Annotated in this window: 14 protein-coding genes; 13 read left to right on the top strand and 1 reads right to left on the bottom strand. The window is 63.1% G+C overall.

The window, feature by feature from the left end; translation table 11 throughout:
- Positions 1–15 precede the first annotated feature (15 nt).
- The 13 genes from ACPPVR_RS08980 to ACPPVR_RS09040 all read left to right on the top strand — a co-directional run bounded on the left by ACPPVR_RS08980 (position 16) and on the right by ACPPVR_RS09040 (position 10178).
- Complete coding sequence (locus tag ACPPVR_RS08980; protein ID WP_426613868.1) at positions 16–1269, top strand: flagellar hook protein FlgE; 1254 nt, start codon at positions 16–18, stop codon at positions 1267–1269.
- A gap of 34 nt (positions 1270–1303) precedes the next feature.
- Positions 1304–2782, top strand: a complete 1479-nt coding sequence (gene flgK, locus ACPPVR_RS08985; RefSeq protein WP_426613869.1) for a flagellar hook-associated protein FlgK — start codon at positions 1304–1306, stop codon at positions 2780–2782.
- A complete protein-coding gene (locus tag ACPPVR_RS08990; RefSeq protein WP_426613870.1) occupies positions 2782–3828 on the top strand; it encodes a flagellar hook-associated family protein in 1047 nt (348 codons plus the stop codon). The genes flgK and ACPPVR_RS08990 overlap by 1 nt, the downstream gene beginning before the upstream one ends.
- A gap of 61 nt (positions 3829–3889) precedes the next feature.
- Positions 3890–4234 (top strand): flagellar biosynthesis regulator FlaF, encoded by a 345-nt coding sequence (gene flaF, locus ACPPVR_RS08995; RefSeq protein ID WP_426613871.1) that lies wholly within the window; start codon positions 3890–3892, stop codon positions 4232–4234.
- Complete coding sequence (flbT, locus tag ACPPVR_RS09000) at positions 4234–4644, top strand: flagellar biosynthesis repressor FlbT (RefSeq protein WP_426613872.1); 411 nt, start codon at positions 4234–4236, stop codon at positions 4642–4644. Before flaF ends, flbT begins: the two co-directional genes overlap by 1 nt.
- A 14-nt stretch (positions 4645–4658) precedes the next feature.
- Positions 4659–5075 (top strand): flagellar hook assembly protein FlgD, encoded by a 417-nt coding sequence (gene flgD, locus ACPPVR_RS09005; protein ID WP_426613873.1) that lies wholly within the window; start codon positions 4659–4661, stop codon positions 5073–5075.
- Between the two features lie 3 nt (positions 5076–5078).
- On the top strand, positions 5079–5345 hold the full coding sequence (gene fliQ, locus ACPPVR_RS09010) for a flagellar biosynthesis protein FliQ (protein WP_426613874.1): 267 nt from the start codon (positions 5079–5081) through the stop codon (positions 5343–5345).
- A 77-nt stretch (positions 5346–5422) separates the two neighbouring features.
- A complete protein-coding gene (flhA, locus tag ACPPVR_RS09015; protein ID WP_426613875.1) occupies positions 5423–7504 on the top strand; it encodes a flagellar biosynthesis protein FlhA in 2082 nt (693 codons plus the stop codon).
- Positions 7501–8253, top strand: a complete 753-nt coding sequence (gene fliR / locus ACPPVR_RS09020; RefSeq protein WP_426613876.1) for a flagellar biosynthesis protein FliR — start codon at positions 7501–7503, stop codon at positions 8251–8253. Before flhA ends, fliR begins: the two co-directional genes overlap by 4 nt.
- Positions 8254–8259: 6 nt before the next feature.
- On the top strand, positions 8260–8679 hold the full coding sequence (locus ACPPVR_RS09025; RefSeq protein ID WP_426613877.1) for a hypothetical protein: 420 nt from the start codon (positions 8260–8262) through the stop codon (positions 8677–8679).
- On the top strand, positions 8676–9155 hold the full coding sequence (locus tag ACPPVR_RS09030) for a rod-binding protein (protein WP_426613878.1): 480 nt from the start codon (positions 8676–8678) through the stop codon (positions 9153–9155). The genes ACPPVR_RS09025 and ACPPVR_RS09030 overlap by 4 nt, the downstream gene beginning before the upstream one ends.
- A 43-nt stretch (positions 9156–9198) precedes the next feature.
- Positions 9199–9723 (top strand): flagellar biosynthesis protein FlgN, encoded by a 525-nt coding sequence (locus tag ACPPVR_RS09035; protein WP_426613879.1) that lies wholly within the window; start codon positions 9199–9201, stop codon positions 9721–9723.
- The gene (locus ACPPVR_RS09040; protein ID WP_426613880.1) at positions 9720–10178 is read left to right on the top strand and encodes a hypothetical protein; all 459 of its coding nucleotides are present in this window, start codon (positions 9720–9722) and stop codon (positions 10176–10178) included. Before ACPPVR_RS09035 ends, ACPPVR_RS09040 begins: the two co-directional genes overlap by 4 nt.
- A 118-nt stretch (positions 10179–10296) precedes the next feature.
- Here the strand turns inward: ACPPVR_RS09040 and ACPPVR_RS09045 are convergent, their stop codons facing one another.
- On the bottom strand, positions 10297–11067 hold the full coding sequence (locus ACPPVR_RS09045; RefSeq protein ID WP_426616056.1) for a response regulator transcription factor: 771 nt from the start codon (positions 11065–11067) through the stop codon (positions 10297–10299).
- Positions 11068–11469: the final 402 nt, after the last annotated feature.

Consider the following 11469-nt stretch of genomic DNA (forward strand, 5'->3'; position numbering starts at 1 on the left):
TAAGGAGTCCAATCCATGAGCCTGTTTGGTGTTATGCGCACTGGCGTTTCCGGAATGTCTGCACAGTCCAACAAGCTGTCGACCGTCTCGGACAATATCGCGAACGTCAACACCACCGGTTACAAGCGGGCTTCGACCGAGTTCTCCTCGCTGATACTGAAGAGCGGTTCGGGCAACTACGACTCCGGTGCCGTCGAGACGACGGTCCGTTACGCCATCTCCGATCCCGGCAATCTCAGTTTCACGACTTCGACGACGGACCTTGCGGTCCAGGGCAACGGCTTCTTCGTCGTGCAGGACGCCCAGGGCAATAACTTCCTGACGCGCGCCGGCGCGTTTGTGCCCGACAGCCAGGGCAACCTCGTCAATGCGGCCGGCTTCCAGCTCATGGGCTACAACGTCCAGAACGGTGCCACGCCCGCCGTCGCCGCCAACGGCTACGCTGGCTTGCAGGTCGTCAACGTCAATCAGATGACGCTCCAGGCGTCGGCTTCGACCACGGCGACCGTGGCTGCCAATCTGGATCCGAGTGCTGCGAATGTCGCCACACCGGCCGCAGCCGCTGGTCCGACCAATTACACGTCGAAGACCTCTATGGTGACCTACGACAATATCGGCAATGCGGTAACGCTCAGCGTCTATGCGGCTAAGACCGGGGCGAATACCTGGGATGTCGAGGTATACGATCCGGCGGGGAATGTGCTTACGACGCACGGCGCTGCGACGACGTTCAAGTTCGACGTAAGCTCGACCGGGAAGGGCACGTTGGATCTGGTCGGGCCGCCGCCGAGTGCGACGTCGCTTACCGTGGCGATCCCGGGCGGCTCTGGTGCCTTCAAAATTGACCTCTCGGCCATGACCCAGGTCGCCTCGAGCTTCGATTTCAAGGCGACCGTCGACGGCAACGCCCCGTCCTCGGTCGAGAAGGTGAACATCGACAAGAACGGACTGGTCACTGCGGTGCTTCAGAATGGATCGCAGCTGCCGAGCTACCAGATCGCGCTTGCCACCGTGCCGAGCCCGGATCACCTGACGCCCGAGGTTGGCAACGTCTATTCGACGAACCTGGACTCCGGAAACGTGCAGGTCGGACTGGCCAGCCAGAACGGTCTCGGGACCATCCAGTCGGGCGCGCTGGAGGACTCCAACGTCGATCTCGCGAACGAATTGACCTCGATGATCGAGTCGCAGCGCAGCTTCACCGCGAACTCGAAATCGTTCCAGACCGGCGCCGATCTGCTTGACGTCGTCGTCAACCTGAAGCGCTGAGTCCTCCAGCGCCGATCCCGGGCAAGAGCACGCCATGTCCCTTACGTCAGCCCTCGACTCCGCCCGCTCCTCACTCATGGCGTCGGGCGTCCAGTCGTCGTCCATTTCGCGCAACATCGCCGGCGCCAGTACGACCGGCTATTCGCGCAAGATCACCGTGCTGGACAACCTCCCTGGCGCAGGCGTCTATGTCGCGGCGATCCAGCGCGCCGCCAGCTCCGGCCTGTACAGCAATGTCCTGACTGCGACCTCCGCGGCCGCCACGCAGAGCGCGATCTATGACGGTCTCCAGAAGATCGCAACTGCCACGGTGGACGATCCGGAGCTCGATCAGTCGCCGACGGCGCAGCTCAATGCGCTGAAGCAGGCGCTCCAGCAATATGCCAACGCCCCGGACAACGCCACGCTGGCGCAGGCGGCCGTCACGTCCGCCAAGGACATGGCGACCGCGCTCAACCAGGCGACCCAGACCGTGCAGTCCGTCCGTGAGGGCGCGGACGCCGACATGAAGACGTCGGTTCAGAACATCAACCAGTTGCTCTCCCAGTTCCAGACCGTCAATACGGCGATCGTGAAGGGAACGATCGCCGGCGACGACGTGACCGACTATCTCGACCAGCGCGACAGCATCGTCTCGAATCTGTCGCAGGAGGTCGGTGTCACGATGTCGATCCGCACCAACGGCGATGCTGCGCTCTACACCGATAGCGGCGTGGTACTGTTCGACAAGACGGCCCGCACGGTCAGCTTCGCGCCGGTCACGTCCTATTCGGCGGGCACCACGGGCAACGCGGTCTTTATCGACGGCGTGCCCGTGACCGGCGCCAATTCGGTGATGCCGATCAAGTCCGGCAAGCTCGCCGGTCTCGCCCAATTGCGCGACAGCGACACGGTCACCTATCAGAGCCAGCTCGACGAGATCGCCCGCGGCCTGATCAATAATTTCAAGGAAAGCGATCAATCGGGCGCGGCGCTGCCCGACGTTCCCGGTCTCTTCACCTATCCCGGCGCGCCGGCGATGCCCGCGAGCGCCACCGTCTCGGTGGGCCTCGCCGGCACGATCTCGGTTGCGGCATCGGTCGATCCGGCCGTGGGCGGCAACCCAAATCTGCTGCGCGACGGTGCGATCAGCGGCAGCGCGGCCTACCAATACAACACCGCCGGCAACGCCGGCTATTCGACCCGGCTGCAGCAGCTCATCGGCAACATGGATGCGTCGCAGCCCTTCGATGCGACCACGCAAGGCAAGCCGAACGGTAGCGTGATCGACTTCGCGTCGTCATCAACGAGCTGGATCGAAAACCAGCGCAAGGCCGCCAACGACAGCTCAACATACCAGAGCACGCTGCTCGACCGCAGCACGACGGCGTTGTCGAACGTCAGCGGCGTCAACATGGACGACGAGATGTCGTTGATGCTCCAGGTCGAGCGTACCTATTCGGCGTCGTCGAAGATCATTTCGACCGTCGACCAAATGTTGCAGAGCCTGCTGGCAGCCGTGGGAACTACGTGATGATGAGCGCAAACTACATTTCCTCCCTGATGCTATCCTCGTCATTGAGGTATTCGATCACGAACAACCAGAGTGCGTTGAGCAAGGCGTCGACGGAGGCGACCACCGGCCGCTTCGCCGATGTCGGCCTCCAGCTCGGTGCCACGACGGGTGGCGACGTCAGCCTGCGAGCGGACTGGAACTTCGCCGGTCAGCTCGTCGATACCAACGGGCTCGTCGCGGGGCGCCTGGACGTGACCCAGAACCGCATGACCGAGCTCGGCTCGACTGCATCGGACTTCCTCAAGGACCTGATTGCGGCCCGCAGCACCGACGGCGGCGGGCGGATCGTTCTGCCGCCTGCGTCCGCCAACCTCCAGGACCTGATCGGCGCGCTGAACGTCTCCTACAACGGCTCGTATCTGTTCTCGGGCATCAATACGCAGAACCAGCCGATCACGGCTTACACCGCCGGCTCGGCCAGCAAGAACCAGGTCGATGCGGATTTCCTTTCGACCTTCGGCTTTTCGCAATCCTCGCCCAGCGTGAGCAGCATTACCCCTGCTCAGATGCAGACGTTCCTCAACACCACCTTCGATGCAGAGTTCGCGAGCCCGGCCTGGAACACCAACTGGTCATCGGCCACCGACCAGGTCATGCAAAGCCGAATCTCCACGACCGAGGTGGTTGATACGTCCGTCAGCGCCAACCAGACCGGCTTCCGCAAGCTCGCCGAGGCCTATACCATGATGTCCGATCTCGGAAACGTGAACCTGGACCAAACGACGTTCCAGACCGTCGTGGATAAGGCCATCGGCCTCGTCGGCAGCGCCATCACTGACCTCGCCACGCTCGGCGGCAATGTTGGCGTGGTCCAGCAGCGGCTCACCACGGCCACCGACAAGCTCAACGCGCAGAAGGACATCCTGAACAATCAGATCGTCGACATGGAGAAGGTCGATCCGGCCGAGGCGTCGACGCGCGTCAGCGCCCTGCAGACCCAGATTCAGACTGCGCTCGCGCTCACCTCGCAGCTCCAGAAGATCAGCCTCATCAACTACCTCTGAGCGAGAGCGGCAGTCGCTTTCGCTTTTAGTTTCCTGCAATTTCCTGCGCAGAGTGGTCCGGATGACTTTTGAAGCCTACGAAACGGTCGTTGAAGACAGCGGCCACGAGGCGCGGGGACGCGAGCGCCAGGCGCTCAGCCTCGGCATCGACCGGCTGGAGCGGCTCCAGCAGGGGCGCTTCAGCGCGGAGGATCAGGTTCAGAGCCTGCTCTACGTCCGGCGGCTGTGGACGATCTTCATCGAGGATCTCGCGCATCCGGAGAACGGACTGCCCGAGAAGCTGCGCGCCGACATCATCTCGATCGGCCTGTGGGTCGTCAAGGAAGCCGATCGCCTGCGCGAGGAAAGATCGAGCGACGTGATGCAGCTCGTCGAAATCAACCGCCTGATCCGAGACGCGCTTTAATGAAGATTTCCTTGCGGGCGGGCGAACGGGTCTACATCAACGGCGCGGTGCTGCGCGTGGACCGCAAGGTCTCCGTCGAGCTCGTCAACGACGTGATGTTCCTGCTCGAAGGGCAGGTCATGCAGGCGTCCGACGCCACCTCGGCGATGCGGCAGCTCTATTTCATCGTCCAGCTCATGCTGATGAACCCGACGGACGTTGCCGATGCAGCCGCGCTCTACGGGCAGCATTACGCCGCCCTGTGGGCGGTCTGCGAGAGCAAGGAGATGCTGGAGGGGCTCGCCGCGGTCGACGAGTTGGTCGGCGCGACCCGCTATTTCGAGGCGCTCAAGCGGATACGGGCGCTGTTCCCGGTGGAGGAGGCGATCTTGGCCAGCGCCACCGCCGATTCCCCATTTGAGGCTGCCTGACAGCGGAGAGGCACATGAACGTCCCTAGCGCAACCGATACAACGAGCAACACCTCGTCGACGACCGGAACTACATCGACGACGTCGAGCAACAGCGTCGACTACAACACGTTTCTTCAGCTCCTCATCGCCGAGATGAAGAACCAGGATCCAACCAATCCGATGGATACCTCGCAATATATGAGCCAGTTCGCGCAGCTCTCAACGGTCGAGCAGGCGACGCTAACCAACTCGAAGCTCGATTCGCTGCTGTCCTCGCAGGCGCTGACGCAGGCGGACGGGCTGATCGGGCGCACCGTGAGCTTCACAGATACGACCGGGGTGGCCGTTACCGGCAAGATCGCGTCGGTCTCCATCAACAGCGACGGCTCCGTCGCGACCCTCGAGGACGGCACGAAGATCGCGGTCGGACCCGGGCTCACGCTCAGCTAGGCCATGAACGAGCGTGACGCCCTCGACATCGTCCAGGCGGCGATCTGGACCATCATCGTCGCCTCCGGACCCGCCGTCGGTGCGGCGATGCTGGTCGGCATCCTCATCGCGCTGGTGCAGGCCCTGACCCAGATCCAGGAGGCGACGCTGACCTTCGTTCCGAAGATCATCGTCATCCTCGTGGTCGTGGCCATCACCGGCTCCTTCATCGGCGCGCATCTCTCGACCTTCACCGAGATGGTCTATTCGCGGATCGAGCACGGCTTCTGATCCGCGAGAGCCCGGCCACCACCCTCGCGTAAGCTTTGCGCGTCAGATTGAGGTCCGGAATCTGCTGCCGGTGACCCATGTCCGATACGTTAGCTGCTAGCCTGCCGAACCCGCGACGCCTCGGGGCGGACGCCTTCTTCGCGGGCGGTATCGTGACCATGCTCACGATCCTGTTCCTGCCCATACCGCCGATCCTGATCGATCTCGGTCTGGCCTTCTCGATCGCGCTGTCGGCCCTGATCCTGATGGTCGCGCTGTGGATCCAGCGGCCGCTCGATTTCTCGGCCTTTCCGACCGTGCTGCTGATCGCGACCATTCTACGGCTCGCGCTCAACGTCGCGACGACACGCCTGATTCTGTCGCGTGGCGGCGAGGGGGAGCAGGCCGCGGGCCACGTCGTGGCGGGCTTCTCGAAGTTCGTCATGGGCGGCGACTTCGTCATCGGTCTGATCATCTTCGCGATCCTGGTCACGGTGAATTTCGTCGTGATCACCAAGGGCGCGACCCGTATCGCGGAAGTCGGCGCCCGCTTCACCCTGGACGCCATCCCCGGCAAGCAGATGGCGATCGACGCGGATCTGTCCGCGGGCCTGATCGACGACAAGGAAGCTCAGCGTCGGCGCCGCGAACTCGAGGAGGAAAGCTCCTTCTTTGGCGCGATGGACGGTGCCTCGAAATTCGTCCGCGGCGATGCCATCGCCGGCCTGATCATCACGGCGATCAACATCTTCGGCGGCATCATCATCGGCGTTACCCATCACGGCCTGACGCTGTCGCGCGCCGCCGACGTCTACACAAAACTCTCCGTGGGCGACGGTCTGGTAACGCAGATGCCGGCGCTGATCGTGTCGCTGTCGGCGGGCCTCCTGGTCTCCAAGGGCGGCACCAGGGGGTCGGCGGAGCAGGCGGTGCTGCGGCAGCTCGGCGGCTACCCGCGCGCGGTGTCGGCGGCTTCGTTGATGATGTTCGTGCTCGCTCTGATGCCCGGATTGCCGATGGCGCCGTTCCTGCTACTTGGCGGCGCGATGGCTTTCGTCGGTTACTCGCTGCCGAGGCGGCAGGCGGCGCGGGATCGGAAAGAGGAGGCGCGCAAGGCCGAGGAGCGGTCGCTGACCGAAGCCAAGGATTCGGTCAAGGAATCGCTCAAGACCTCAGAGATCGAGCTGTCGCTCGGCGGCCATTTGTCGGTCCACCTGCTGGGATCGCGCAACGAGCTTGCGCACCGCGTCAGCAAAATCCGCAAGAAGTTCGCCAAACAGTATGGCTTCGTCGTTCCCGAGATCAAGCTGTCCGACAATCTGTCGATCGATCCCAAGGGATACCAGATCCGGATTCACGATACGCGCGTTGCCCATGGCGAGCTCAGGCTCGGCGAGGTGATGGTGCTGGTCGACAAGGACGGCAAGCCCGACGTGCCCGGCGACGAGGTGATCGAGCCCGCTTTCGGCATGAAGGCGCTGTGGGTGACGGAAGCCTTCGCCGACGAGGTCAAGCGACAGGGCTGCAAACCGGTCGACAATTTGTCGGTCCTGCTCACGCATCTGAGCGAAGTGATCAGGGCCAATCTCGCCCAGCTTCTGTCCTACAAGGACATGCGCGGCCTGCTCGACCGCCTCGAGCCCGAGTACAAGCGCCTGGTCGACGATCTCTGTCCGTCTCAGATTTCCTATTCGGGGCTGCTGGCGATCCTGAAGATCCTGCTGGCCGAACGCGTGTCAATCCGTAACCTTCACCTGATCCTCGAGGCGATCGCCGAGATCGCGCCCCATGTACGGCGCTCCGAGCAGGTCGCCGAGCATGTGCGGATGCGTCTGGCCCAGCAGATCTGCGGCGATCTTTCCGACAACGGTGTGCTCAACGTAGTCCGTCTCGGCAATCGCTGGGATCTCGCCTTCCACCAGAGCCTGAAGCGCGACGCCAAGGGCGACGTCGCCGAGTTCGATGCCGACCCGCGGCTGATCGAGCAGTTCGCGACCGAAGCCAGCGCCGCGATCCGGAAATTCACTGACGACGGCACCAACGTGGTGCTGGCAGTGACCCCGGAAGCCCGCCCCTATGTCCGCATGATCCTGGAACGGGTGTTCCCGACCTTGCCGGTCCTGTCGCATGTCGAGGTCGCGCGCAGCGCCGAGATCCGGGCGCTCGGAGCCATATCGTGATCAGCGGCCTCGCCGACAATGTGCTCGCCACGTTCATCGTGTTCTGCCGCATCGGCGCCTGCCTGATGCTGGTGCCCGGCTATTCCAGCGTCAACATTCCGCCCCAGATCCGCCTGTTCGTCGCGCTTGTCACCACGTTTGCGCTGACCCCGATCCTCGCTGCGATCGTGAAGCCGCTCGTGGACGACGCACCACCGCTGACGCTGGCGCTCTTGATCGGCACCGAGCTCCTGGTTGGTTGCGTCATCGGTCTCGGCGGGCGCGTGTTCTTTCTCGCGCTCCAGACCATGGCAACCGTGGTGGCGAGCGCGATCGGCCTCAGCAACATACCGGGCACGCCGGTGGGTGACACCGATCCCGCCCCGGCGGTGGTGCCGCTGATCATGGCGGCCGTCACGGTGTTGTTCTTCATCACCGACCAGCATTGGCAGGTCCTGCGCGGGCTGATGAACTCCTACGAGGTCTGGCATCCCGGCGAGAAGTTGAGCGGCGAGATGGCGCTGAATCAGCTCACGAGCCGCCTTGCGGAAGCATTCGTGCTGACGCTGCGGATCACCAGCCCGTTCATCGTCTACTCGGTCATCGTCAATCTGGCGGTCGGCCTCATCAACAAACTGACGCCGGCCGTTCCGGTCTATTTCATCTCGGTGCCCTTCGTTCTGTTCGGCGGCTTCCTGCTGCTCTACCTCACCAGCGACGAGCTGCTGACGCAGTTTATGCTCGGCCTGTCGACGTGGCTGGTGGAATGACCGGTCATGACATCGCGCGCGGACAAGCTTGTTCGGATCGTTTCGCTGGTGAAACTCCAGCTCCGGCTGTCCGAATGGCAGCTCGCACATTTGCGGCAGCAGGAGCAGACCATGCAGGATGAGCAGGCCTGGCTGGTGGGGACTCTGAACGAGGGTAAACCGCCGGCGGGCTCGTCGAGCGAGTCGATCGCGCGGCGCCTCAATAGGACGACCGTCGGCGCGCGCGCCGTGCAGGAGCGGGCGTCGCGTCAGCTCGACCAGGTCCGGTCGGAGAGCCGCCGGGTGAAACAGCTCGAGGAAGTCGCCAAGGTGGCGCTCGCCGACAAGCTTCGTGAGGCAGAGAATCGCTCGCTTGAGGAAATGACGGGGACACATCCCGCCGTGCGCGACTGGGCGCCACGGCCAGCTAGCCGGAACAAGACATGATCGTGACAGCGACACCCGACCTCGTTCTCGACGTCTTGGACGCCGCCGACCCCGTGACGCAGCGCGCGGCGACCGCGAAGCTCGATGCGCTGAAATCGTCGGACGCCGATTTTGCGGCCACGATGGACGCCGAGGTCAGCAAGGCCGCCGCAGCGGCAGCCGATCAATCCGCCGCGAAGGTGGCTGAGGCGCAATCGGGGGTGGTGAACGGGGCGCCGGTGCAGGTGATCAAGAAGCCCGCCCCGGGTGAGGTGTATCGCAAATTCGAAGCGTTCATCCTCCAGACCTTCGTCGAGACGATGCTGCCGAAGGAGTCGGAAGAGGTCTTCGGCAAGGGCACCGCCGGCAGCGTCTGGAAATCGATGCTGGCCGAGCAGCTCGGCAATCAGCTCGCGAAGGGCAAGGGGATTGGCATTGCCAAGCAGCTCGCCTCGGCGCATCCGGCGGTTCCGGACGTGACGGGGAAGGCCGGCTGATGGATCTGGAAATGGGTGACGAAGGTTGAGGGGTGAATTTTCTATGCAGGCAGAAGAAGGCGCGACAGCTCCGGTGATGGAGCAGCCGGTCGCGGACGATGAGGCGATGACGCAAGCCACGTCGGGCGATGCTCTGTTGCCCGTGCTGCTGCCGATCGTCGGCAGCGAAATGGCCTTCGACGGAACCGATGTAGCAAGGTCGGAAAGCGAAAGATCGGACGAGGTGCGCGGCCTGCTGATGGCTATTCGCCGGCTCGAGAGTATCATCGAGGAGGAGACCGCTGCGCTCGCGACCGGCAAGAAGATCGATTTCGACGACTTCAGCGGGCGGAAGAGCCGCAGCATGCTGGAATTCGTCCGCCTGATGCGGGCGCGGATGCATCTCGGCGGCGAAACCGAGATCACCGAAGAAATCCAGCGGTTGCGCGAGAAGCTCGAGCGCAACCGTTCTATCCTCGAAATGCACTATGACGCCGTGCGCGAGGTCGCGAGCATCATCGTCAGGGCGATGAAGGAAGCCGAGTCGGACGGCACCTATACCGGCCGTGCGGCGAAGGACGCAAAATGATCAGGCTGGTGCTGGCCGGGCTCTGGGTATGCATCCTCACCGCGGGCACGAGCTATGCCGTGGCCTATTGGAAGGAGAACGGCAGCCTGCTGCCCGCGAAGGACGAATATCTCGACGGGTTGCAATACCAGAAGACGCGGCCGATGAGCGTGCCCATGGTCGAGAACGGCGGTGTGCAGGGCTACATCGTGGCGCGTTTCGTCTACACCGTGGAGGCGCGGACCATGCACCAGCTCACCGTTCCGCCCGAGCCGTTCGTCGTGGACGAGGCCTTCCGCAGGATCTATGCGGATGAGCGTCTCGATTTCAGGAGGCTCGCCCGTTACGACCTCTCCATCCTCACCGCTTCCATCAAGCAGCGCGTCAACGAGCGGATGCAGGCCGACGTCGTCCAGGACGTTCTGATTGAGGACTTCAACTACGTCTCGAAGGACGAATTCCAGTCGAAGCCGTAACAATTCCCGCCGCGCATCCGCGCCGGCGCCGTGACCTTCCTGCCACTGAAAACAAAGCGGCCTCTGCGGGGTATCCCCGCAGAGGCCGGTCGTCGTTTGGTATCGCCACTTTGGCGTGTCAGTTTCCTGCCGAGTAGGCTGCCGGGGCGGTATGTGCCCGATTCAAAAGGATGCCGACCTCGTCGAGACCCTGGATCGGCTCGTCGATGGTCTCGCCGGCCGGGATGTTGAGGCGGTATCCGACGTAGCGCCGTGCCACGATCGCGTCGAAGCCGAGGCGGTCGCGCAGTTTCTTGCGCAGCTTGCTGACGTGGCTCTCGATCACGCTCTCGTCGAACGTGGATTCGAAGATGCCGTAGACTGCGTTGAAGATCTGCGTCTTGGTGATCCACTTGCCGTGATTGCCGACCATGTATTCAAGGATGCGCAGTTCGCGGCGGGGCAGTGTGAGGGCGTGGCCTCCGATCTCGGGATCTCGTCCGTTGAAGAAGACCTGGATCCTGGTCTCGCAGGGCCTCGGCAGGTCGCCGACCCTGCGGCGTGCGATCGCCGCGGTCCGCGCGAGGATCTCGCGAAGATGGATCGGCACGTGAACCACATCGTCCACGCCCGATTCGAAGAGCTCCAGCGTGTTCTTGAGCATCTTCTGGCCGCTCATGGCGATGATGGGAGCCGCGGACCGCTTGCGCATCGCCCGTGGCAGGCTTCCGCGGGCATCGCAGTCCCCCAGAAGGAAGGCATCGACGGCTGCGAGGTCCGATTCATTGGCGGATTGCAGCCAGTCCCAGAATTCTCCGGAGGAGAAGCCGATCGACGATACGCCTTCACGAACGAGCCCTCCTACGTAGCTGTTCGTGACGCTCTCGCGATCATCAACGATAATATACATCAGTCTTTCGCCCCTGTTTCGCACTTGCTGCGGCCGGGTGGTTTTGTGATGCCCCGGCGCGGCAGCCATGCTGTTTGACGATATTCCCATCCCGCGAACCGTTTTTATGGTTTGCATATTCGCGGGCAGCCCTACGCATTCAGCGCCCACGCTTTTCGCGGGCCTGTTACTTCGACTCAATACTGAACGCTTACTGCGTGATGCCCGGCGGGTGTCTTACGGATCACCTCGCGGAGCGGATTGAGAAAGCGACCTAGAACAGTTGCGTCACGTTGCTCTTCGCGTCCGAACACTACTGAACTCAGTCGATCTCCTCGCCAACTGGCGAGAATCACTTGAGTAGGACCGTAACAATTGCCGATTTCCGATCAAGCGTGCGGAACAAAGCGGTTGCTACGTGTG

Source organism: Bradyrhizobium sp. McL0616 (genome assembly GCF_049993385.1).
GTDB lineage: Bacteria > Pseudomonadota > Alphaproteobacteria > Rhizobiales > Xanthobacteraceae > Bradyrhizobium.